Consider the following 23,697-nt stretch of genomic DNA (forward strand, 5'->3'; position numbering starts at 1 on the left):
TCAATGGCCGCTTCTCGAGGCCGTATACATGACCGCTCCCCGATCCGTTGCCGAAGCACCAAAAAGCCCTTGCCGAGAGGGGGCCGTCCATACATGACGTGGAGAGAGGCGTGCCTCAACTCTTCTGCGCATAGAGCAGCGGTACGGCGGAATCGACCATCACTTCGATCAGGCTGGTGCCGTCATGCGAGAGCCCGTGCTTGAGCGCGCCGGCGAGCTCGGACGATTTCGTCACCCGTACCGCGTGGCAGCCCATGCTTTCCGCGAGTTTCACGAAATCGATGCCGGGCAGCTCGAGCCCCGGCACGTTGCGCACCTGCATCACCTGGCTGAACGAGCGCATCGCGCCGTAGCCCGCGTTGTTGATGACCACGACGGTCAGTGGCAGGTTGCGCCGCGCCGCGGTCCACAGCGCCTGGATCGAATACATCGCCGAGCCGTCGCCGATCAGGCAGACGGTGCGGACGCCGGGGCGGCCCAGCGCGATGCCAACGGCAGCGGGCAGGCCGTAGCCGAGGCCGCCGCTCGCCATGGTGTAAAAACTGTCCTGGCCGCGCATCGGCATGAACTTTTGCATCGCCGGGCGGTGCGAAGGCGCTTCCTCCACCAGTGCCGCATTATCGGGCATGACTTGCGAGAGCTGATACAGCAGGAACTCGACCGGGAGCGGATCGGCCGCTGCGGGGGCCGGCGGCAGCACGCGGCCCGCCGGGATTGCGCGCGCGGTTTCCGGCAGCAGGTCGAGCAGCATTGCAAGTGCGGGCTTCATGGTGGCGACGATGCTGGCGCCCGCGGGCGTGACCGCGGCGGCATCGGGATCGTCGGTGATCTGGAAAATCGTGGTGGCGCCGTCGAAGATCGGGGCATGGCCCTCGACATGGAAGGTGAACACCGGCGCGCCGATGACGACCACGAGGTCATGTTCGCGCAGCGCGTCCGATAGCTGTCCCGGTGAGGCGTGCAGGAAGCCTGCAAATTGCGGATGGCGTTCCGGGAACGAACAGCGTGCCGAGAACGGGCTGACCCAGACGGCAGCCTTCGCCTTCTCCGCCACCTTCACCATGAGGTCGACGGCTTCGGCGCGGTCGACGGCGGGGCCTACGACGAGGGCCGGGCGCTTGCTGGCTGCGAGTGCCGCGACCAGCGCCTTCATCGCTTGCGGATCGGGGCCGAGCTCGCGGCTGACGTGGCGGGCCTCGACCGGCTGGGTCGGGCGCGTCCAGTCGTCGATCGGAATCGAGACGAAGGTTGGCCCACAGGGCGGCTGCATCGCGACGTAATAGGCGCGCGCGATCGCGGCCGGCACATCTTCGGCGCGTGCGGGTTCGACGCTGTATTTGACATAGGGCCGCGGAAATTCCGAGGCGCGCTCGGCATAGAGAAAGGCCTGCAGCGGCAGGATCGAGCGCGCCTGCTGGCCGGCGGTGATGACCAGCGGCGTCTGGTTGCGATGGGCGGTATAGATGTTGCCAAGCGCATTGCCGACGCCGGCGCCGGAATGCAAATTGACGAAGCCGGCGTTGCGGGTCGCCTGCGCATAGCCATCGGCCATGCCGACGACCGAGGCCTCCTGCAGGCCGAGCACATAATCGATGTCGTCCGGCCAGTCGCTGAGGAAGGGCAGTTCGGTGGAGCCGGGATTGCCGAACACGCGCTTGATGCCGAAAGCGCGCAGCAGGCTGAAGGTGGCGTCCTTGACGGTGAGGGAAGCGGCTTTGGCTGGTTTGCGGGACGACATCGGGACTCCCAGATCTAGCTGCATACTCCGTCATTGCGAGGAGCAAAGCGACGAAGCAATCCATGCTTCCTGCGGGGAGGTGTGGATTGCTTCGCTTCGCTCGCAATGACGGTGAAAATCACCACGTCGCCATGCCCTTCATGGTCGGCTGTCCCTCGGCATTCGCGATCCACAGCTCCATGCCGGCGTGGGTTTCGTTGGCGTTGATCGAGAACTCGGTCCCTTCGAACAGCGGCTGCACGCCGCGATAGCTGAACTTCTTCGGGGCGCTGTCGCCATGAAGTTTTGCCGCGAATTCGACGAGCAGCGCGGCCTGCAAGGGGCCGTGGAAGATCAGGCCGGGATAGCCCTCGACCTTGGTGACGTAGTCGCGATCGTAGTGGATGCGGTGGCCGTTGAAGGTCAGCGCCGAATAACGAAACAGCAGCACGGGATCGCTGACATGGGTTTCGCGATGCCGTGCGACCGGCGGCGGCGGAGGGGCTTTCGGCGGCGAAGCCGGCGCCGCGCCCCCCATATCGCGATAGACGATGTCCTGCCGCTCGCGGATAGCAACCCCGCGCGGTGTCGTGATCGTGTGTTCGACGGAGACGAAGCACAGGACGCCGGTGGAGCCCGTCTTCATCGTCACGTCTGAAATGCGCGACGTGCGTGTCGTCTCATCGCCGACGCGCAAGGCTTCGACAAATTCGATTTCGCCGCCGGCCCACATCCGGCGCGGCAGCGGCACCGGCGGCAGGAAACCGCCGCGGGTCGGATGGCCGTCCGGGCCGAGCTGCGACATCGGAAACACCGGCTGCGCCAGGCACCAATGCGTGGTCCAGGGTGCCGCGTCGCCCGTCTTCGGGTCGCCGATGTCCTGGAATAGGGTGGCGCGCAAGCCCTTCACCAGTTGCGCGGTGACGATGTCTGACGCTTCGGTGCTGCGACCGATCCATTGGCGCAGATGATCGAGGTTGAGAGCTTCTGTCATGACTGGCGGCTCCTGATACGGGGAGCTTTGGGAAATTCGGCATGGTCGCCGATGGCGGGCACCGCGCCATAGTGCCTCTCCTCGCCGACGAAGATCGCGGCAGGGGCGGCGTAACTCACCTTGCCGTTCGGCGTATCGACCTCGATGCGGCGCAGATGCGGATGCACGGAGAGGTCCGCCATCGTGTTGACCTCGGCGAAGGCGATATCGGCCTTGTCGAGGCGCTTCAGGAGATCGACGCGCATCATCGCGGCAAAGCTGTCGGCGACCACCTTGTCGGTGAGCTGGCGGTTGCGCACGCGCTCGACCATGTTGGCAAAGCGCGGATCGTCGGGCAGTTCGGGCTGGTCCAGCACCTCGGCGCAGAGTTTCTTCCACTCGCGCTCGCTCTGGATCGAGATCAAGATGCCCTTGCCGTCCTTTGAATTGAACACGCCATACGGCGCGATCGAGGGATGGGCGAGCGCCATCCGCTTCGGCGGATTGCCGGCTTCCGAATTGATCAGCGGCACCGCCATCCAGTCCGCCATCACGTCGAACATCGAGATGCGGATATCGGCGCCCTTGCCGGTGCGCCCGCGCGCGATCAGCGCTTCGAGGATCGCCGCATGCGCGGTGGCGCCGGTCGCGATATCGACGACGGAGATGCCGACGCGCGACGGTCCTTCCGGGCCGCCGGTGATCGAGGCGAGGCCACTCTCGGCCTGGATCAAGAGATCATAGGCCTTGCGGTCGGCATAGGGGCCCTCGTCGCCATAGCCCGAGATGGTGCAGCAGATCAGCGCGGGATAATCTTTTCGCAGGCGCTCCAGCGAGAAGCCGAGCTTGTCCATCGAGCCGGGCTTGAGGTTTTGCAGCAGCACGTCGGCGCTGGCGATCAGCTCTTCGAGTTCAGCGCGGCCCTCTTTGGTCGCGAGGTCGATCACTACGGAATTCTTGCCGCGGTTGAGCCAGACGAAATAGCTGCTCTGTCCCTTGGCGGCGGCGTCATAGCCGCGGGCGAAATCGCCCTCGGGGCGTTCGACCTTGACGACATGCGCGCCGGCGTCCGCAAGCCGCGAGCTGCAGAATGGGGCTGCGACCGCCTGTTCGACGGAGACGACGATCAATCCTTCCAATGGCAGCATCTGACGTTCTCAGTAGGAGCGGGGCAGGCCGAGCACATGCTCGGCGACGTAGGACAGGATCAGATTGGTCGAGATCGGCGCCACCTGATAGAGCCGCGTCTCGCGGAACTTGCGCTCGACGTCGTATTCTTCCGCAAAGCCGAAGCCGCCATGGGTCTGCACGCAGGCGTTGGCCGCTTCCCAGGACGCATCCGCCGCCAGCATCTTGGCCATGTTGGCTTCTGCGCCGCAATCGAGCCCGGCCTCATATTTGCGGGTGGCTTCCTTCACCATCAGCTCCGCCGCGCGCATCGCGGCGTAGGACTTCGCAATCGGGAACTGGATGCCTTGATTCTGGCCGATCGGGCGGCCGAACACGGCGCGTTCCTTGGCATAGGCGGTGGCCTTCGCAATGAACCATTTGGCGTCGCCGATGCATTCGGCCGCGATCAAAATGCGCTCGGCGTTCATGCCGGAGAGGATGTAACGGAAACCCTTGCCTTCCTCGCCGATCAGGTTCTCGGCCGGCACGCGCATATCCGTGAAGAACACTTCCGTCGTGGCGTGGTTCATCATGGTGCGGATCGGGCGGATTTCGAGGCCCTTGCCCTTCACCTCGCGCATGTCGACGATGAACACCGAAAGTCCATCAGTGCGCTTCTTCGCCTGCTCCTTCGGCGTGGTGCGCGCGAGCAGGATCATCAGGTCGGAATGTTCGGCGCGGCTGGTCCAGATCTTCTGGCCGTTGACCACGTAGTGGTCGCCGTCGCGTTTGGCGACGGTCTTCAGCGAGGAGGTGTCGGTGCCGCTGGTCGGCTCGGTGACGCCGAACGCCTGCAGGCGCAATTTGCCGCTGGCGATCCCGGGCAGGTATTTCGCCTTCTGCGCGTCGTTGCCGTGCCGCAGTACGGTGCCCATCGTGTACATCTGGGCGTGGCAGCCGCCGCCATTGCATCCGGCACGCTGGATCTCTTCCAGGATCGCGGCCGCCGCCGACAGTTTTAGCCCGGAGCCGCCATATTCCTCGGGGATCAGGACCGAGAGGTAGCCGGCCTCGGTCAACGCATCGACGAACTCCTTCGGATACGCCATCTGGCGATCCAGCTTGCGCCAGTACTCGCCGGGGAACTGGGCGCAGAGCTTTGCGACGGCGTCGCGGATGTCGTGGAATTCGTCCTGCTGTTCTTGTGCGGTCATTGGATTTTCTGGCGATGGATGCGGGTTGATGTCAATTGCCGGATGGCGGGCCGTTGTGAAACCACAGCGGGTCTCCTATGCTGAATTGTTATAGCGTATGAACCTGCCTTCGAAGATTGGCAAGTGATGGATATCAGGCAGCTCAGGACGTTCAGTTGCGTGGCGGAGTTCGGCAGCCTCAGCAAGGCGTCCGACACGCTGCGGGTCGCCCAGCCGGCGCTGAGCCGCCAGATCAAGCTGCTCGAGCATGAATTGCGGGCCGAGCTGTTCACCCGGAACGGCCGCGGCATGGTGCTGACGGACGCCGGCCGCCTCCTGCTCGCGCGCACCGCGGGCATCGTCCGGCAAATCGATCAGGTGCGCGACGAGATCCAGTCGTCGGGCGGACCGCCGTCGGGAAGGGTGGTGCTCGGGCTGGTGCCGACCGTGAGCTGCGTGATCTCGGCGCGGCTCGCCCGGCGCACCGTCGACACATACCCGGGCATTTCGCTCTGTATCGTCGAAAGCTACAGCGGCCATTTGATGGAATGGCTGCACCGCGGCGAGATGGATCTGGCGCTGATCTACGGGCCGTCGAGCGACCTGCACCTTTCCGTGCAAAGCCTCGGCCGCGATCCCATCGTCGCCGTCGGGCCGCGCGGCAGCGGATTGTCCAAGAAGAAACAGGTTGATATCGGCTGGCTGCTGAAACAGCGCCTCGTGCTGCCCAGTCATTCGCACGGGCTCCGGGCGCTGATCGAGCAGGCGGCGGCGAAGAAGAAATTGAAGCTCGACGTCAAGCTGGAAGCGGACTCGTTCCGCGTTCTGACCAGCCTCGTCGAGGAAGGGTTGGGATATACGCTGCTGCCGCCGTCCTCGGTGCGCCACGAGGTGGCCAGCGGCCGGCTAGAGACGGCAGCGATTTCAAAACCGTCGCCGATGCGCGAACTGACGCTTGCTTCTCCCATCGATCATCCCGGCTCGACTGCGATTACGCTCGTGAGCGAGCTGCTCCGCGACGAACTGATCGCCTGTCGCGAAGAGGGCCTCTGGGACATCAAGCTCGCCTGAGCCGATGCGGGGCCTTAAGGATTGGCTTAGAACAAAACGGTCCGGCCCGGCATTCTCATCTGGCTACTTCTGTCATGCCGCAATTTTATAGGGCGGGGCAGGCTTGCCGCAAACGCGTCAGGCACTCGGCCATATCCGGCGCAGCGCGGCCGTGCTATCTTCATTGCTGGCTCGCCCTTTAGTCCCGTAAATCTCGTCGGCCAACGTTCGGCCCCCGAAAGCGCTATAAGGTGATTTTCGAGGAGGTCCCGATGCATACGAATCGTCGCGACTTGCTATTGGCGGGGTGCTGCGCCGCCTCCACTGCGCTGCTTTGGAGCGTTACCCCTCGGCTCAGGGCCGAAGAGCCCGATCCGCCGCCAGAAACCGCCACAATCCGCCTCGCGAAGACCCCAAGCATCTGCATCGCGCCTGTGTACGTGGTAAGCGATCTGCTGAATGCCGAGGGGTTCACAAACGTCGTTTACGTCGAAAGGGGCGTGTACGTTGGTAGCGGCGCTGAACAAAACAAAGCTATCTGGAACAGCGACGTCGACTTCAACGTGAATTTCTCTGGTCCACTTGTTCTTGAGATCGATCGGGGCTTGAACACTACCATTCTGGCCGGGATTCATGTCGGCTGTTTCGAGCTATTCGCCAGAGAGGGCATACGCAGCGTCGCCGACCTGAAGGGTCGAACTGTCGGCATTCAATCGCTTGAGTCACCCCCGCATGTATTCCTGAGCGCGATGGCGACACTTGTTGGACTCAATCCCTCCAAAGATATCGAGTGGGTGACGAGCGCGAAGGTCAAACCGATCGAGTTGTTCGCCGAGGGAAAGATCGACGCCTTTCTCGGATTTCCCCCAGAACCTCAACGCTTGCGCTCGCAGAACATCGGTCGTGTTATCGTCAACAGCGCACAGGATCGCCCATGGTCCCAGTATTTTTGCTGCATGTTGGCGGGGAATCGCGAATTCGTCCGAAAGAATCCCATCGCCACCAAGCGCGTGGTGCGCGCCATGCTCCGGGCGACAGATTTGTGCGTGAGCGAGCCGGCTCTTGTTGCACAGCGTATGGTGGATAGGGGTTTCACGGCTCGCTACGACTATGCGGTCCAGACGCTTGCGGACGTGCCGTACAACCGCTGGCGCGAGTACGATCCTGAGGACACAATCCGCTTTTACGCGCTTCGTCTGCGCGAAGCTGGGATGCTGAAATCAAGCCCTGCGAAAATCATCGCAGATGGAGCCGACTGGCGGTTCCTCAATGAGGTTCGCCCCGAACTTGGAGGCTGATCCGACGTCGTTCCTTGGTCAGCGCCCACTCTCTGCAGCGCCGCGAGCAAGCGGAGACGGCGCGTCGGCGAAGAACGATCTCCTCGGCTTCGAATTACGCCCCTCGCTGCGCACGAAATTGCTGATAGCCTTCTTCGTAATCGAGACGCTCTTGGTCTCGGTTGGGGTAATCGGCCTCCTTGCGCTGCGCGAAGCCGACCAGCGGGCGAACCAAGTCGTTGGCCTGCGGCAAAAGATCGAGGCATATCGGCAGATGCAGCACGGCACGCTTCGACAGCTTTATGGCGTATCCACAGCTCTCGCCTTTCCGAACGAAACGACATTGGCAGGTGCGCTGCGGCAGATCAACCAGTTCGGGTACGACCTTGACCGTGTTTCGTTCGTCGCAAAGGACGAGGTTGCGCTGCTCAACCAAGTGCGCGAAGAATATGCGCGTTTCATTGCTGTAGTCTCACACATCGTCGATCTCATCCGTAATGGTCGCGCGGCTGAGGCCAAACAGAGCGAGCTCACGGAGCTCGGGCCGCTCGCGGACAAGCTCGAACGACTAACCAATCAATTGGTCAACCGGGCCGAAGCGGACATGGTCGCCGGTCTGGACGCCAGCCGGCAAACCTATATCAAATCTCAAATACTTGTCGCCGCTGTCGCGCTCGCAAGCTTCGTGCTTACGCTGGTCTTGGGACATGCGATCTCGCGATCGGTAATCGACCCAGTCCGCATTATCCACGACGGCCTAAATCGAATAGCGGCCGGCAATTTCGCCGAGCGCATCGAGGTTCCCAATCGAGACGAACTTGGAGAACTTGCGGCGCACGTCAATTCGGCCTGCGAAGAGCTCCATCAGCTCTACGAACGCCTTGCAGAGGCGAGCCGTCACAAATCGCAGTTCCTCGCAAACATGAGTCACGAATTGCGAACGCCACTGAACGCGATACTCGGCTTTTCAGAGCTCCTGCTGGACGGCATCTACGGCGATCTTCCAGAAAAAATGCGATCAGCCGTCGAACGCATCCAACGGAACGGCAAACATCTGCTCGGGCTCATCAACGATGTTCTTGATCTCTCCAAGATCGAAGCCGGACAGCTTCGACTTTCTCTGGCCGACTATTCCGTAGAGGAACTGGTTAGCGGCGTTTATATATCCGTTGAATCTCTCGCCGCCGAAAAGCAATTGGCTTTGAGAGTTGCCGTTCCCCCTGGCATGCCGGCGGCACGAGGAGACGAACGCAGGCTCGCTCAGGCCCTGTTCAATCTTGTTGGTAACGCGATCAAATTCACCGATGCGGGAGAGGTTCGGATCGAAGTGGAGGCGAATGGGGATTCCTACAAATTTTCCGTCCAAGATACAGGACCGGGCATCGACGAAGCCGATCAAGCAAAAATCTTCCAAGAATTCCAGCAGGTGGACAACTCGATCACCAAGACGAAGGGAGGCGCTGGATTAGGCCTCGCCATCGTAAAGCGAATTGTGGAGATGCATGGTGGACGAATCTGGGTAGAATCCCGCCTCGGTCATGGCGCGAGATTTTCTTTTCTGGTGCCGGCCCGACTTGAGCAACAGGCGACGCAGACATGAGCAAACGCGTACTGGTGGTCGAAGATCAGGAGGACAATCGGCAGATTCTGCGCGATCTGCTCGCAAGCGTAGGTTACGAAATGATCGAGGCGCATGACGGCGAAGGAGCGCTCATAGCAGCGCGAACCCAAAGTCCCGACCTGATCCTGATGGATATCCAACTGCCCATTCTTGACGGATACGAGGCGACACGGCGCATAAAAGCACAATCAGATCTCCGCCATATTCCAATCGTCGTTGTCACCTCCTATGCGCTTAGCGGCGACGAAGAAAAGGCGCGTGCGGCAGGCTGCGATGCCTACGTCGCCAAGCCCTACAGCGCACGAAAGCTACTGGAGACGATCAATCGATACCTGACATAGGGTTCCAGCGCGTGCAGACGTGGAGCAGAAATGCATGTCCCACCCCGAATCCTGATCGTGGACGACAACGAAACGAATCGCTGTCTCCTTACCGCGCGCCTCGGTGCCGAGGGTTATGAGACCATGGAGGCTGAAAACGGCGAGAGGGCGCTCGCAGTCGTGCGTGAAGTCACGCCGGACGTTGTCCTCCTCGACGTCATGATGCCGAAGATCGATGGCTTTGAGGTCTGCCGGCGACTGAAGGTCAACACTACGCTTGGATTTGTTCCAATCATTATGGTTACGGCGCGGACCGACTCAAAGGATGTCGTCACGGGACTTAACGCGGGCGCCGACGAATATCTGACCAAGCCGATCGACCATGCGGCCCTGGTGGCGCGTGTGCGCTCTATGCTCCGCATCAAGGAATTGCATGATCGAGTTGAAGCCCAGGCAGTCGAACTCGCTGCGTGGAATAGAATGCTTGAGCAACGCGTTGCGGAGCAAGTTGTACAAATTGAACGGGTTAGCCGGCTAAAGCGTTTTCTTTCGCCGCAGATAGCAGAATTGATTCTTTCTTCCTCGACATACGAGCTCTTGGCGAGCCACCGCAGACAGGTGGCGATAGTCTTCGGTGACCTAAGAGGTTTCACCGCCTTCGCCGAGATCGCCGAGCCCGAGGAGGTGATGGCGGTGATGCGGGAATATCATGCAACCTTAGGCTCCCTCGTCCACGAGTTTGAAGGTACGTTGGAGAGATTCCTGGGCGACGGAATCATGGTGATTTTCGGCGATCCGATTCCTTTTCCAGATCCGTGCGAGCGAGCTGTCCAGATGGCGGTCGCGATGCGAAGCCGGCTATTGGAACTATCGAAGAAGTGGCGGCGTGAACGACACGAACTCGGTTTTGGTGTCGGCATTGCATATGGATATGCGACGCTCGGCGCTATTGGTTTCGAGGGCCGCTCCGAATATAGCGCGATCGGGACCGTGGTAAATCTCGCTGCCCGTCTTTGCGCGGAGGCGCGCGACGGTCAGATTTTGGTCGATAGCAAAGTGCACGAGGCGCTAGGCGAGAGGGCGACTGCGGAGCCCGTAGGTGAATTGGCGCTTAAGGGTCTGCGTCGTCCCATAGCGGCATACAACGTGCTTGAGATGACATGAGGGAGATGTCGATCATCGCGGAAATTGACGATCGAGCCAACGCCGCCAATCGGTCTCGACGTGATTGGCCGCGGCGTGCCCTGCGTCGCCGTACAGGTAGAGACGGACCGTCAGCAGAATCGGCCCTCCCATCGGCATGGCAAAGAGATGTGCGATCCCAGGTGCTGGGTGTTCGAGCCGCAATTGCAGCCCTGGCCATTGCGGAGGACTTACGGTTGCTACGATGCCGCGTAGCTCGGGCACCCCAGCGGGCGTCGCGAAGCGTGTACCGGCGCCTGCGTCAGCCAATCCGAGTGGGCCGACCAGGCGGCTCCAAGCATCGCTCTCGTTCGACATCGCGGAAAGCGCCACGGTCGTCGACTGTTGCCCCCGGAATTGCTCCAGATAGAGCCGCAGATTCTGGAAGAATACGATCCAGCCGTAGCTGTGCCCCTCGAACTGATCATCCCAATCGTCCGTATTGGCGAACCAGCTATGAACGACCCTGACCACACATGTGCCGCCGTCCTTGGCTTCGACGGTCCACTCGGTGGCCACCGTGCCGGGTCCTTCCTCTGTTTCGGCAACGAAACGCCTGGCCGGCTCCCAAGCGGTGATCTTGGCCTCGGAATCCATTCCCGGTCCAAAGCTCGATTTGGTAGTGCCGCCGATTTTTTCGTCCAACGTCGTCGGCACAAACCACGAGGAGATGCCGGGACCTGTCGCGATCGCCTGCCACACCTCTTCGGGTGTGCCGGGGACCTCAACCTTGGCTTCGACGCTGCGACGGCCAGACGGTTCCTTCTTCACGGGCATGGTCTGTCCTTTCAGTGAGACGTTTGAGGCAAGGGATGAGACACGATCACCAATCGATGATCACGGCCGCCCGAAGCGCTCGCATCGTGGTAGCGGCTGACCAGCTCCGTAATGGCTCGCGCGAGCTCATTCGTGAACGCAGCGCGGGCGGCGGGGGAGGCGAAGCGAACCTCCGCATCGATCGACAAGGTCGCAAGCTGCTTGTCGGCTTTCGTTGCGCGTTTCCAGAGATCGCCGACTTCGCGAACGATCCGGGCACCGAGCGCGATCAGATAGCTGGCCGCGAGCTGATCCTTGCTGCGCTTCGGATCGGCTGCGACCGCGCCCAAGGCCTCCGGCGAAACAACGAAGGACTTGGCCGACAACACCAGCAACCGCTCGGTCAATCCGCCCCACTGCCGTTCATCCGCGACCTCGACCAACCTGCAGGCTTCGAGCGCGCGCAGGTGATAGTTCACCTTCTGACGAGGCAATCCCAGGCGTGTTGCCAGGATCGCCGCCGACGCGGGTTCTGCGAGCTCGGCCAGCAACTCGCTTCGGATAGGGTCAAGCGCCGCAACTGCAACCGCCGGGTCGCTGATTACTTCGATATCAAGCATGCCGGTAGCCTACCTTGACAAATTTTTTTGTCAAGGGGGCCGACGCGGACAGTTGCGTTCGGCCGCAGTCCTGCCGGACTGCGACTGTGCACTCTCACCCGAATGGAGTTGTCGAACCTGCGCAAGCGAGATGGCGATGCTCTTCCTGCCACTATCCCTCAGGATAGTTTACGTGCCTGCGGACCACTTGGCGTATGCCGTATTCGGTCACTCCCTCTGCGGCGCAGGCGTCAGCAGCAATCGCTCTACAGGTACGACAATCGCTCTGGCGCAGCCGCAGCTCCGATCCGCTAGATCATCACGGTGCCCACATCCAACCGGACGGAGAAAAAAGATGATCTGCAAAAGCTCGTCAGATCCCGTGCTTTCACACCGGCTTCTGCGCGCTGGCTCGCAATTTCTGGTCTTGCTCGCAAGACGGCTGAGACAGTCTCCGACTTCGCCAGCATCGTTCACAACCTGGTTATGGACGTGCGCGATAGCTACCGGCCCGAGCTGCACTACATGCGTGGCCCCGGCCCGAAATGGCGCGCCAAGCATCAACCTTGGCCAAGATTCGATTCTGACTGCCCACGTTCCCCTGTATTCTAAGAGGGTGCCCTCATGCGGAACCTTAGCTTTGGACAGGTTGGTCTTCTTGTGATTTTGCTAGCCTTGCTTGGCCTCACTGGCGTATGGGCTGTGGCGGTTTGGAACGCCACGAGCGACGCCGTGATGGATAAGCACGGCTGGATCGCCCTTGGCCTCGGAACGTTCTTTTCACTCCTGATCGGCTGCGGGCTGATGGCTTTGATGTTCTTCAGCAGCCGTAGTGGTCACGACGACGCCGCCGACCCGTTCAGGAAAAGGCGTGAGCCGTCCGCTGAATGAGTTGTAACCGGGGCCAAAACAAAAGCGGTCCCGGGTCTGCCGGGACCGCTTAAGTTTGTGCGTGTTTCCCTGCGGGGCGAGATTCCCAAAATTGGCACGCGGCGTGATCATTCCTGTTCGCTGGAAAGTTCATTCCGGGTGCCATGTACCTCGGAAGCATGCGAAGCCTTCATCAAACAGCGCCACCAGCCGACGTCCCAAATGACCCCACAACGGACAACCCCCACTTCCCGCACTCATCGGGTGAATGACTTCCGTTGTTGGCGCCGCAGTAGCAACGGGCTAACCTCGCAGGCATCCAGCGTCTCAAGAAAGGACACTGGGTGATGTCGCGCTCGCTGAAAACAGCCAATCTTACCGGGTCTGTACTTGTGGTCATGGACCCTAACTATGGAGAGCGGCTCCGGCAGATGTGGCAGCCCGGAATGCCTGCGTGGGTTGCGATGACTCCAATAAACGAGCCGACGGTTCGTTCGTTATGGACTTCTCATCCGGACACCGATTACTTGACCGAGATTACCACGTTCAACTTTGATCCTGATGCGCTTCCGGAGAATAGCTTCTTAAACTATCTGGGTACAATCGACCTTCATCATGGTCCCGACTCAAGCGAGACCCCCTACATGGCTCTCGAGGTGATTGGAGCGCGACTAGCAATCGATGTGCGGGAGGCTCTGGGTGAACTAGGGTTCGATGAATTCGTCGAACACGCGGATGGGTTCAGCGCCCGACGCAGCACGGAAGAAGCCGCGAAGGTGCGCGATTAGCCTGCCATCGATTTTACTCGCCCTTTCCGACGAGGTGATCGGATAGGGGGCATGTCCGTTTATGGCACTTTGAGACATGCCCGCCCATCCTGAGAGTGTCCGTTCACCGGGGTAGAACGGAAGTCACCGCGGTCCGGTCCAATCGACGCGATGACCCAAAGCCGACCTTCACGGCGCCTCGGCTAGTGATGATAAAGATGCAGCCGTAATTCCCTCAATCTCCAGGTGCAATGAGTTCTCTTGGTATAATATCAGGAAATCTTGAATGCAAAGAGGACGAAATGTCTATCAGCGCGGACATCGATTTTCCGATTGATAGCACTAAGTTTGCGAACTCTTCAGGAGAGAGATTGTTCTTCATGTAATGCGCAATCCCATCCAAATTGGCCCGCGCGCCCGTAAGCATTCCATCGACCCTTATTGCTACATCTCGATCCATCTTGCACTCCAAGCATTTATTCTGAGGCTGTAAGCCGGGTTTCAGGATGATAGGCTCTCACTCATGTCGCTCAACATCGTACAGCAAAATTTGTCTGTCGCGCGGCAAGTCGTTCGCTCGTCGCTCTTTGCGACTGGCTGCTTGAGAATATGGTGGCGTCAGCTAATGGCACTAAGCTTGACGTTGCGGGTGAGCCAGACGATGTCAGCTTTCGATTCAGGGCCGGGCATGGGCAGGCCAGCCCGCGATTAGCGAAAGGCCGCGGCAAAACCTATCCAGCTACGCTGCGGCAGGCGGTCCGAACCAAATGGTCAGCGCATCAGCGAGCCCTTAGTTGGGTTTGGTCTCCGACCCAGGCCACATGTCCGTCGGGCCGGATCGGCACGGCGCCTGGAGCAGTGACCGAAGGACTAGAAGCTCCCACCTACCAACACATCTGGCATCGATCTGCCGGACCCTATCCGCCCACGGCGTAATATCGAGGCGGCCAGGATGACCGAGGTTGAGCAGCACCGGGCGGGCATCGCGCAGCAGGCTGAATACCCGCAGTGGGCCGTGGGCGGTGACCAGGTCGAGGTCAGGCATGCGGCGTCCGAGCAACGGATGTCCCTCGCCGAGGTCGTAACGGATGTCCAGGCCAGACATCATCGCGGCGAAGCGCTTGCGGGGCTCGTCCATGCCGAGGAGTTCGGACATGGTGTCTTTCAAGGCCTTGATGCGGTCGTCCGGGCGACGCATCAGCACGACTTGGGCCATCGTGTTGCGCAGCACGCGGGCAGCGACCGGGTGGCGCTCGGCATGATAGGTATCCAGCATGCTTTCCGGCGATGTCTGCTTGGTGAGGTCAGCTTCCATCCAAGATTCACGGCATCCTGCACACCGATATGGAGGCCCTGTCCTCCCGCGGAACGATAGCTCGGAGATGAGTTGGCATCGGGAATGCTCACCTGAAGCGCCACCGCACGCCACAGAAAATTCCCCATGTTGCCCATTGTACTGATCACTATTCCGTTGATCGGAGGTGAGCCGCCGTCACTGATAGATCGGGCGGTAGCTGCTGATTTTTGCAGCAAAATTGCCCCTTACGGACATCCTGAGCGCCCGATCAATCAACTTGCCGCTATAGTTTAAATGTGTTTAATTTTAATTTATTGCCGTTTTGAAAAATCAATTTGGAGACTCCGATGTTTCGTTCGTTTGCCTTGATCTTCGCAAGTACCGTTTTGATGATGCCGCTACTTTCGACCGCGGTGAACGCTGCCGTTGTGTTCCAAGATGGGTTCGAGTCCCCGGTAGTAAATCATACAGGACCAAGTGGCAGTACCGGTGGATACGACAATTACGGCGCCGGAGCGAGTATCGGTCCATGGACCGTTGTTGGCCCGGGACGCACGGACGCGGTTTCAGTCGTTACGACTGATTTCAGTCAGAATGGTATCACCTTTCCTGCGCAGTCCGGCAATCAATGGGCCGATTTGGCCGGCCAGGATGCAAATGGGGCCGCGGGTGTTCAGAAAGCCGTGACAGGCCTTCTCGGCCAAATCTACACGGTCTCGTTTTGGGTGGGAAACGTGGTCGATCCCAATAATGTTTTTGGACAATCAACCACGGTAAATCTGCTGGTCGACGGTGTTCAGGTGTTTTCGGCAGTCAACACGGAAGGCACCGGGCAGCCCACTCAAGTCTGGCGTCAATACACTTATCAAGGCGTCGGGACGTCCAATTCGACCACATTCACGTTCCTGAGTGGCGATCCCTCAAACGACTTCAGTTCTGGCTTTGATGACGTCGCTATCAGCACGGTGGATGCTGTCCCCGAGCCGTCAACCTGGGCAATGATGATCCTGGGGTTCGCTGGCATTGGGTTCATGGCGTATCGTCGGAAAGCAAAGCCGGCAGGCATCGCTGCCTGATCCACGATCATTAGGTTTGAATTTGAAAGCCGCCTTTTGGCGGCCTTTCTCTTGCGCTCTCCGGGCGGACCGCAAGGTCAGACGGATTGAGCTCGCCGCTTAGCCGGGAATGCGCACCGGCAACTGCTCGATGCCACGCACGAAGCTTGAATAGACCCGCTTCGGCTCGCCGACCACCTCGATGCGGTCGAACCGCTTGAGCATCTCTTCCCAGACGATCTTGAGCTGCAGCTCCGCCAGCCGCATGCCGACGCAGCGGTGAATGCCGAAGCCGAACGACAGATGGGTGCGGGGGCGGGCGCGGTCGATGATGAATTCATCAGGCCGCTCGATGCCTTCCTCGTCGCGGTTGCCCGAGACGTACCACATCACGACGCGATCGCCTTTCCTGATCTTCTTGCCGCCGATTTCGGTGTCGACCAGAGCGGTGCGGCGCATATGGGCGAGCGGCGTCTGCCAGCGGATCACCTCCGGCACCATGGAATCGATCAGCGCGGGGTTCTCGCGCAGCTTCTGATATTGGTCCGGGTGCTCGTTCAGCGCCAGCACCGAGCCGCTCATCGTGTTCCGGGTGGTATCGTTGCCGCCGACAATCAGCAGGATGATGTTGCCCATCAGATTGTCGGGGTCCATGTGCCGGGTCGCGTCGCTATGCGCCATCATCGACAGCAGATCGTTCTTCGGCGGCGCATTGACGCGCTCGTTCCAGAGCTTTGAGAAATAGGCATAGCATTCATCCATCTCGCGGCGTCGCTGCTCGGGCGATTCCACGACGCCGCTCTTGGGCAGCGCGGTCGAGACGTCGGACCAGCGCGTCAGCTTGCGCCGCTCCTCCCAGGGGAAATCGAACAGCGTCGCCAGCATCTGCGTGGTCAGTTCGATCGAGACGCGCTCGACGAAGTTGAAGGTCTCGTTGCGCGGCAAATTGTCCAGCACCTTTTGCGAGCGCTCGCGGATCAGTTTGGCCAATTCATCCAGATGCGTCGGCGTAAACATCGGCGACACCGTCTTGCGCTGCGCCGAGTGCCTGGGCTGGTCCATCGCGATGAAGCTGGGATAATCGTAGCCGGGCGGCACGTCGCGGATCGAGATGCCGCCGAGCGTGGAGTCGGAAGAGAAAATGCCGTGGTTGGTGTCGACATGCATGATGTCGTTGTACTTGGTCACCGACCAATAGGGCTCGATCGGCGAATTCTCGCAGTAGTGTACCGGCTCTTCCTTGCGCAGCCGCTCGAACCACGGCCACAGCGTGTCGTTCTGGAAAAGCTTTGGCGCACCGGGATGAAAGTCCTTCAGCGGCGTCGAATAGGCCTCCTCGCGCGCGGCGCGCAGCAGCTCTTGTCTGTCGGCTCTGATGGCAGTCTGAACGTTCATTGTTCGATCATCCCGGGTGAGCGTGAGCGCGGCTAGGCGGCGATGCGGACCGGCAGGGTCTCGTAGCCCTTGACGAAACTCGAATATACCCGCTTCGGTTCGCCGATCACTTCAATATCATCGTACCGCTTGAGGATTTCTTCCCAGATAATCTTCAGTTGCAATTCCGCCAGCCTGATCCCGACGCAACGGTGGATACCGAAACCAAACGAAAGGTGGGTGCGGGGGCGGGCGCGGTCGATGATGAACTCATAGGGACGGTCGATCACCTCCTCGTCGCGGTTGCCCGAGACGTACCACATCACGACCTTGTCGCCCTTCCTGATCTGACGCCCACGGAATTCGATGTCTTCGAGCGCAGTACGGCGCATATGCGCCAGCGGCGTCTGCCAGCGGATCACCTCGGGCACGAAGCTGTCGATCAACTCGGGGTTATCGCGGAGCTTACGATACTGGTCGGGATTCTTGTTCAGCGCATAGACGCTGCCGGAAAGCGTGTTGCGGGTGGTGTCGTTGCCGCCGACGATCAGCAGGATCAGATTGCCGAGGAAATTCTTCGGGTCCATGTCGCGCGTCGCGTCGCTATGCGCCATCATCGACAACAGATCGCTCTTCGGCGGCTGGTTGATGCGCTCCTTCCACAATCTTGCGAAATAGGTCGCGCATTCCAGCAGCTCAGCCTGCCGCTGGTCCTCGGTCTCGACCAGGCCGCCGGGATGCGGAATCGTGGTCGCGATGTCGGACCAGCGCGTCAGCTTGCGGCGATCTTCCCAGGGGAAGTCGAACAATACGGCGAGCATCTGTGTGGTGAGCTCGATCGAGACCTGATCGACCCAGTCGAACACCTCGTTCTTTGGAAGATTGTCGAGGCATTCGGCGGAGCGCTTGCGGATGTTGATCGCGAGCTGGTCCAGATGCGTCGGCGTGAACATCGGCGCCACCGTCTTGCGCTGCGCGCTATGGCGGGGCTGGTCCATCGCAATGAAGCTTTCGCGGCGAAGGTCGGGCGGGACGTCGCGGATGGTGATGCCGCCGAGCGAGGCCGCCGACGAGAACACCGCGTGGTTGGTCTCGACGTCCATGATGTCGTTGTACTTGGTGACCGACCAGTACGGGCCGAACATGCTGTCCTTGCAGTAATGCACCGGGTCTTCCCGGCGCAGCCGGTCGAAATACGGCCAGAATGAATCGTTCTGGAACAGTTCGGGATTGCCGACATCGAAATCCGCCAGCGGCATCGACTGTGCCGTGTCGCGCGCGGCGCGCAGATGAGAATCTCCGGCGAGATCGATGGTTCCGTGCATGAGCCGTTCTCCCTGAATTCCCCGTGCGAAGCATGCCGAACGGGTGATGTTTTACCCTATTACATCCCGAGCTGTGCCCCAGCGCAAGGGCGAGTTGGGCTCATTTGGCTGCAGCGCAGTACGCCCGATCTTGGGCGGCCGCACGTATTTCGGCGCGTGACAAGCTTAGCTTCGAAGATTAGAGCCCGATTCTGATTGGATCAGAACCGGACTCTAGGCTTTTGTTTTGACGCGTTTTCTTGACGCGAACCGGTGTCCACTTCGCTCGAAAACGCTATAAGTCTGTTTGAAACAACGTTTAATTCGCCGGGAGGCGGCCATGATTCCCAACGCCCATCGGATGTTCAACTTCGATCTTGGCGAGACTGCGGACGCGATCCGCGAGACCGTGCATGCGTTTTCGCAGAACGAAATCGCCCCGCGCGCCGCCGAGATCGACCGCAGCAACCAGTTCCCGCGCGACCTCTGGCCGAAGATCGGCGCGCTCGGCCTGCACGGCATCACGGTCGAGGAGGAATATGGCGGCGCGGGTCTCGGTTATCTCGAGCACTGCATCGCACTGGAAGAGATGTCGCGGGCGTCAGCCTCCGTCGGACTGTCCTATGGCGCGCATTCCAACCTCTGCGTCAACCAGATCCGCCGTAACGGCAACGAGGCGCAGAAGCGGAAGTATCTGCCGAAATTGATCTTCGGCGAGCATGTCGGCTCGCTCGCGATGTCGGAGCCGGGCGCGGGCTCGGACGTGGTCTCGATGAAGACCCGCGCCGAGAAGAAGGGCGATCGCTTTGTGCTGAACGGCAACAAGATGTGGATCACCAACGGTCCGGAGGCGGACACGCTCGTGGTCTATGCCAAGACCGACGCCAGCGCCGGCCCGCGTGGCATCACCGCCTTCCTCATCGAAAAGGGCATGAAGGGATTTTCCACCGCGCAAAAGCTCGACAAGCTCGGCATGCGCGGCTCCGACACCTGCGAGCTGCTGTTCGAGGATTGCGAAGTGCCCGAGGAGAATGTGCTGAGCGAGGTCGGCCGCGGCGTCAACGTGTTGATGTCCGGCCTCGACTATGAGCGCGCGGTGCTGGCGGCGGGTCCGATCGGCATCATGCAGGCCTGCATGGACGTGGTGCTGCCTTACGTGCACGAACGCAAACAGTTCGGCGAGCCGATCGGCAGCTTCCAGCTGGTGCAGGGCAAGATCGCCGACATGTACACCACCATGAACGCCTCGCGCGCCTATGTATACGCGGTGGCCAAGGCCTGCGACCGCGGCGAGACCACGCGCGAGGACGCCGCCGGCGCCATCCTCTACGCCGCCGAGAAGGCGACGCAGTGCGCGCTCGACGCCATCCAGCTGCTCGGCGGCAACGGCTATATCAACGACTACCCGACCGGGCGGCTGCTCCGCGACGCCAAACTCTACGAGATCGGCGCTGGCACCAGCGAAATCCGCCGCATGCTGATCGGGCGGGAGCTGTTCGAGAAGACGGCGTAGCTCCTACGCGTTCTCCTCGCTCTTTCGGGGAGAAGGTCGGGATGACGGGCTCTCTCAACGCAGGTGATCCAATGTGGCGCGACGGCTCCGCCCAACCTCAAACCCGTAAGCTTCGACGCACCTGTGGGACTTGGGTCACACAACGGCCGGCAAATCTGTGGTTTGATCCGCTACTGTTCGCGCTGGAGTTGAGCCATGAATCAGATGAGCTGGCCGCCGCAGGTGCCGCCACCGATGCCTTTGTCCGTGCCGCCGCCGATGCCGGTGGCGTTTTCGGGCAGCCGCGGCGAATTCTTCGATCTGGTCAAGCGCGGCGCCGGGCTGGAATTCGTCACCCTCGGCTTCTATCGGTTCTGGCTGCTCACCGACATCCGCCGCCATCTCTGGGCCAATACCCATGTCGATGGCGATGCCGCGGAATACACCGGCCGCGGCAAGGAATTGCTGATCGGATTTTTGGTCGCGCTCGCGATCCTGGTGCCGGTCTATCTCGGCTATTTTCTGATCGGCCTTGAGGCCGAGCATATCCAGGCGTTTGCCAGTATTCCGCTGGTCGCCTTCTTCTACGTGTTCGGGCAGTTTGCGATCTACCGCGCGCGGCGCTACCGGCTGACGCGCACGGTGTGGCGCGGCGTGCGGCTCTGGATGACCGGCTCGGGCTGGATCTATGCCTTGCAGGCATCCCTGTGGGGCCTGCTGTCGGCGGTGACTCTCGGCCTGGCGCTGCCGTGGCGCACCGCCGCACTCGAACGCTACAAGATGCGCCACACCTTGTACGGCGACCTGCAGGGCAGTTTTGAGGGGCGCGGTTGGGAGTTTTTCAAGCGTGGCTGGTGGCTGTGGCTGCTCACGCCGATTGCGCTTTACGTGTTCCCGCTCGCGCCGTTCATCTACGGGGCCTTCAAGGCGATCGAATGGCGCTGGTGGCTCTCGGGCATTCGGTTCGGCGGCGTGCGTGTGGAATCGTCCTTGCCCAAGAGCGCGCTGATCGGCCTGTACTGGAAAGTCATCGGCTGGATTGTGGTGCTCGGATTGGTGTTCTCGGCCTACCTGGCGCTGTCGGCGGTATTGGTCGCCAGCATGAGCGGCGATGCGTTCAGCGAATTCTTCAAGTCGCAGGAATTCATGAAGAGCATTCCGCTTCTGGTGCTCGCGGGCATCGGCTACCTGGTGTTTGCGCTGGCGATGAATATCGTGATCCGGGTCTATCTTTTGCGTGATCTCTGGGTCAGGGTGCTCGGATCGGTCAATGTCAGGGGTATTGAGGTTGCCGCCAATGTTTCGGCGCGCGGCGGAATGGCCAGCGCGCTCGGCGAAGGATTTGCCGACGGCCTTGATGTCGGCGGCTTCTAAGGCTTCAGAGTCCTGATGGTCATGGATAGCGACGTACCAACGCCCGCAAAATCGACCACGCTCGGTTCGCTGGCCTATTTCGACGGAACGTCGAGCCGGCGACGCATGGTGACGCTCCGCCTTGCCGACCGGCTCGAAATCAACGAGGGCGAACAAGCGCTGGCGGCGTGGGCCTATGTCGACATCCGTCGCGCCGACAGTCCGGCCGGTATGCTGCGCCTGAGCTGTCTGACCGCGCCTGCACTGGCGCGACTTGAGGTTCGCGACACGGAGCTTGCCAACGAGCTCGTCTCGCGCTGCACCAAAATAGATGACCACATGATCGGCCGCCGCGGCGTTGCCGCCATCGTCGGCTGGTCGCTCGCGGCCGCAGCTTCAATCGTTGCCGTCGTGCTGTTCGGACTTCCGCTCGCGGCCGATCGCCTCACGCCGCTGGTGCCTGAAGCGTTCGAACGGCGGCTCGGCGACGTCGCAGACAGTCAGGTCAAGACGATGTTCGATGCCAAAGTGTGCGATAATGCCGCCGGCCAGAAGGCTTTCGTCAAACTCGTGACCGCGCTTCGGGAATCCGCGGGTCTCGACACGTCGGTGCAGTCGGGCGTGCTGTCGAGTTCGGTTCCGAATGCCTTCGCGCTGCCGGGCGGCAAGGTCTATCTGTTCAACGGATTGTTGGCGAAGGCCGAGAACGCCGATGAGATCGCGGGCGTGCTGGCCCATGAGCTCGGCCATCTCAAGCATCGCGACAGCATGCGCGGGTTGATCCATGATGGCGGCACCTCGTTCCTGATCGGATTGTTGTTCGGCGATATCACGGGCTCCAGCGCGCTGATTTTCGGCTCGCGCACGCTGGTGACGTCGTCCCATTCGCGCGAAGCCGAGACCGACGCCGACAGTTTTGCGATCGAGGTCATGCACCGGCTCGGCCGGCCGGCGAAGCCGACCGGGGAATTGCTGCTTCGGGTCACCGGAAAGGAAGGCAAGGGCCTCTCCATCATCTCCACCCATCCGTTGAGCGAGGACCGGCTGGCGAGGATGAGCCGGCAAGACCCGCCGGCCAGCGGTCCGCCGCTGTTGACACCGGAGGAATGGCGATCGCTGAAATCAATCTGCGACGGCAAATCCTGACCCGCTCTGGCTTACCTACGGGCGCTCTTCCGTGATCTCGCTGCTTCGATCGGCGCGGGCGCTACACCGGCCGGCTTCAAGTCCCACACCGCCTGCATGGCCGAGAAGGCTTGTGCAATCATCGGCTCGGGGCGCCGCGACGCCAGGCAAGCGAAACCGAGGTCGCAGGTCAGCGCCACCTTGTCGGCAATTACGAAATTCCGTTTGCTCATGACGCGGTCGAGCACGCTGTCGCGGGCGAGGCCGTTGGCGCGTTCGACAAGGTCAATCATGGTTTCTTCCTGATCGGCGAAGGCGACGCGCTTCGGCGATGAGCCCATAGGCCGGAACACGTCGTCGAGCAACCTCCGCTGCGCCGAGTCATGCGGCGTTCCGATCCAGGGCAGGTCGGCAAGGTCGGCCCAGTCCTTGCCCAGCACCTTGCTGCTCCATTCGCGTGGGGCGATCACGCGGTAGTCGAAGCGCGTCAGCGCCATGAGCTGGAACTTGCCATCGTCGATGGCGCGTTCGGACAATATCCCTGACGTAAGGAATTCGGCGGGCGTGGCGTCGATATAATATCCGACATCGAGCTCGCCTCTGCCGATCTGCGCCAGTACGTCCTCGGTCATGCCGTATCGGAGGAAGACTTCGGTCTTCTTCGAGGAGGTGGCGAGGCTTCGCACGAACGGACCGAGCCGGATCGACTCGGGGTCCAAAATCGTGCCGACGCGCAGCGTCCCCCGCAGCGATTCGCGCAACGAATCCGCCGCCGTCCTGAAATCCGCCGAGGCCGATACCGTCCGATGCGCCAGCGGCAGCAGGGCGGCGCCCGCCTCCGTCAGGGTAAAGCCGCCCGGCGTCCGGTTGAAAAGCTGCAGGCCAGTGCTCTCCTCCAGGCCCTTCAATTGCAGGCTGACGGCAGGCTGGGTGAGGTGCAGCAACGTGGCCGCACGCGAAACCGTGCCTTCGCGGGCCACGGTGATGAAGCAGCGCAGGGCCTGGATCCGCGGCAGGTCGTTCATTTGAGAGACTTATAGCAAGCGCCCATGATGCCCATTAGACAGGATTTGCTCTTGGAAGTCACAACCTTTCATTGATAAAACTTTGCGTTGTCACTGAAAAAAGTGGATAGGATAGGGCCTGGCGGGATGTTCAACCGGCGCGCGAGCGGCTAGCGGAGGTAGCGAAGACTTGGCCGAATCTGCCCTGCGGGCAACTTCCCGATCAGCCGTGAATTCTCTGCCGTCATTGCTGTCGAG

20 protein-coding genes and 1 pseudogene are annotated in these 23,697 nt (G+C 61.1%); 11 read left to right on the plus strand and 10 right to left on the minus strand.

The window, feature by feature from the left end:
- Positions 1-115 precede the first annotated feature (115 nt).
- From mdlC to IVA95_RS00030, 4 genes are all read right to left on the minus strand, one after another.
- On the minus strand, positions 116-1,738 hold the full coding sequence (gene mdlC / locus IVA95_RS00015; RefSeq protein ID WP_247508630.1) for a benzoylformate decarboxylase: 1,623 nt from the start codon (positions 1,736-1,738) through the stop codon (positions 116-118).
- 118 nt (positions 1,739-1,856) lie between these two features.
- Entirely contained in the window at positions 1,857-2,711 is an 855-nt protein-coding gene (locus IVA95_RS00020) for a MaoC family dehydratase N-terminal domain-containing protein (protein ID WP_247508631.1), read from the minus strand.
- Complete coding sequence (locus tag IVA95_RS00025; protein WP_247508632.1) at positions 2,708-3,838, minus strand: CaiB/BaiF CoA-transferase family protein; 1,131 nt, start codon at positions 3,836-3,838, stop codon at positions 2,708-2,710. Before IVA95_RS00025 ends, IVA95_RS00020 begins: the two co-directional genes overlap by 4 nt.
- A gap of 9 nt (positions 3,839-3,847) precedes the next feature.
- Entirely contained in the window at positions 3,848-5,014 is a 1,167-nt protein-coding gene (locus IVA95_RS00030) for an acyl-CoA dehydrogenase family protein (RefSeq protein WP_247508633.1), read from the minus strand.
- A gap of 126 nt (positions 5,015-5,140) precedes the next feature.
- Between IVA95_RS00030 and IVA95_RS00035 the strand changes: the two genes are divergently transcribed.
- From IVA95_RS00035 to IVA95_RS38925, 5 genes are all read left to right on the plus strand, one after another.
- On the plus strand, positions 5,141-6,064 hold the full coding sequence (locus IVA95_RS00035) for a LysR substrate-binding domain-containing protein (RefSeq protein WP_247508634.1): 924 nt from the start codon (positions 5,141-5,143) through the stop codon (positions 6,062-6,064).
- Positions 6,065-6,315: 251 nt separating this feature from the next.
- Positions 6,316-7,341 carry an ABC transporter substrate-binding protein gene (locus IVA95_RS00040; RefSeq protein ID WP_247508635.1) on the plus strand — a complete coding sequence of 342 codons (1,026 nt, stop codon included), beginning with the start codon at positions 6,316-6,318 and terminating at the stop codon, positions 7,339-7,341.
- Positions 7,313-8,920 (plus strand): ATP-binding protein, encoded by a 1,608-nt coding sequence (locus tag IVA95_RS00045; RefSeq protein ID WP_247508636.1) that lies wholly within the window; start codon positions 7,313-7,315, stop codon positions 8,918-8,920. Before IVA95_RS00040 ends, IVA95_RS00045 begins: the two co-directional genes overlap by 29 nt.
- Positions 8,917-9,282, plus strand: coding sequence for a response regulator (locus IVA95_RS00050; protein WP_213245922.1), 366 nt, complete (start codon positions 8,917-8,919; stop codon positions 9,280-9,282). The genes IVA95_RS00045 and IVA95_RS00050 overlap by 4 nt, the downstream gene beginning before the upstream one ends.
- A gap of 57 nt (positions 9,283-9,339) precedes the next feature.
- Entirely contained in the window at positions 9,340-10,425 is a 1,086-nt protein-coding gene (locus IVA95_RS38925) for a response regulator (RefSeq protein WP_346657970.1), read from the plus strand.
- A 12-nt stretch (positions 10,426-10,437) separates the two neighbouring features.
- Here IVA95_RS38925 and IVA95_RS00065 read toward each other — a convergent pair whose 3' ends face one another.
- On the minus strand, positions 10,438-11,220 hold the full coding sequence (locus IVA95_RS00065) for an SRPBCC domain-containing protein (protein ID WP_247508637.1): 783 nt from the start codon (positions 11,218-11,220) through the stop codon (positions 10,438-10,440).
- Between the two features lie 11 nt (positions 11,221-11,231).
- Positions 11,232-11,819, minus strand: a complete 588-nt coding sequence (locus IVA95_RS00070) for a helix-turn-helix domain-containing protein (RefSeq protein ID WP_247508638.1) — start codon at positions 11,817-11,819, stop codon at positions 11,232-11,234.
- Between the two features lie 603 nt (positions 11,820-12,422).
- On the opposite strand from IVA95_RS00070, the gene IVA95_RS00075 reads away from it, so the two are divergent.
- Positions 12,423-12,689 (plus strand): hypothetical protein, encoded by a 267-nt coding sequence (locus tag IVA95_RS00075; RefSeq protein ID WP_247508639.1) that lies wholly within the window; start codon positions 12,423-12,425, stop codon positions 12,687-12,689.
- Positions 12,690-13,015: 326 nt separating this feature from the next.
- Positions 13,016-13,456 (plus strand): hypothetical protein, encoded by a 441-nt coding sequence (locus IVA95_RS00080; protein WP_247508640.1) that lies wholly within the window; start codon positions 13,016-13,018, stop codon positions 13,454-13,456.
- Between the two features lie 718 nt (positions 13,457-14,174).
- Here the strand turns inward: IVA95_RS00080 and IVA95_RS00085 are convergent.
- Positions 14,175-14,797 (minus strand): annotated as a pseudogene (locus IVA95_RS00085) (FAD-dependent monooxygenase); the annotation flags it as partial.
- Positions 14,798-15,079: 282 nt separating this feature from the next.
- On the opposite strand from IVA95_RS00085, the gene IVA95_RS00090 reads away from it, so the two are divergent.
- A complete protein-coding gene (locus tag IVA95_RS00090) occupies positions 15,080-15,808 on the plus strand; it encodes a PEPxxWA-CTERM sorting domain-containing protein (protein WP_247508641.1) in 729 nt (242 codons plus the stop codon).
- A 99-nt stretch (positions 15,809-15,907) separates the two neighbouring features.
- On the opposite strand, the gene IVA95_RS00095 is transcribed toward IVA95_RS00090, so the two are convergent.
- Both IVA95_RS00095 and IVA95_RS00100 read right to left on the minus strand, forming a co-directional pair.
- Complete coding sequence (locus IVA95_RS00095; RefSeq protein ID WP_247508642.1) at positions 15,908-17,182, minus strand: cytochrome P450; 1,275 nt, start codon at positions 17,180-17,182, stop codon at positions 15,908-15,910.
- 32 nt (positions 17,183-17,214) lie between these two features.
- The gene (locus tag IVA95_RS00100) at positions 17,215-18,486 is read right to left on the minus strand and encodes a cytochrome P450 (RefSeq protein ID WP_247508643.1); all 1,272 of its coding nucleotides are present in this window, start codon (positions 18,484-18,486) and stop codon (positions 17,215-17,217) included.
- A 319-nt stretch (positions 18,487-18,805) separates the two neighbouring features.
- Here IVA95_RS00100 and IVA95_RS00105 point away from each other — a divergent pair, with 319 nt between their 5' ends.
- From IVA95_RS00105 to IVA95_RS00115, 3 genes are all read left to right on the plus strand, one after another.
- On the plus strand, positions 18,806-19,978 hold the full coding sequence (locus IVA95_RS00105; RefSeq protein ID WP_247508644.1) for an isovaleryl-CoA dehydrogenase: 1,173 nt from the start codon (positions 18,806-18,808) through the stop codon (positions 19,976-19,978).
- Between the two features lie 195 nt (positions 19,979-20,173).
- Positions 20,174-21,331, plus strand: coding sequence for a DUF898 family protein (locus tag IVA95_RS00110; RefSeq protein WP_247508645.1), 1,158 nt, complete (start codon positions 20,174-20,176; stop codon positions 21,329-21,331).
- A gap of 21 nt (positions 21,332-21,352) precedes the next feature.
- Positions 21,353-22,456, plus strand: a complete 1,104-nt coding sequence (locus IVA95_RS00115; protein WP_247508646.1) for a M48 family metallopeptidase — start codon at positions 21,353-21,355, stop codon at positions 22,454-22,456.
- 11 nt (positions 22,457-22,467) lie between these two features.
- On the opposite strand, the gene IVA95_RS00120 is transcribed toward IVA95_RS00115, so the two are convergent.
- Entirely contained in the window at positions 22,468-23,460 is a 993-nt protein-coding gene (locus tag IVA95_RS00120; RefSeq protein ID WP_247508647.1) for a LysR family transcriptional regulator, read from the minus strand.
- Positions 23,461-23,697: the final 237 nt, after the last annotated feature.

The sequence above is a fragment of the Bradyrhizobium sp. 157 genome, from assembly GCF_023073815.1.
Lineage (GTDB): Bacteria > Pseudomonadota > Alphaproteobacteria > Rhizobiales > Xanthobacteraceae > Bradyrhizobium.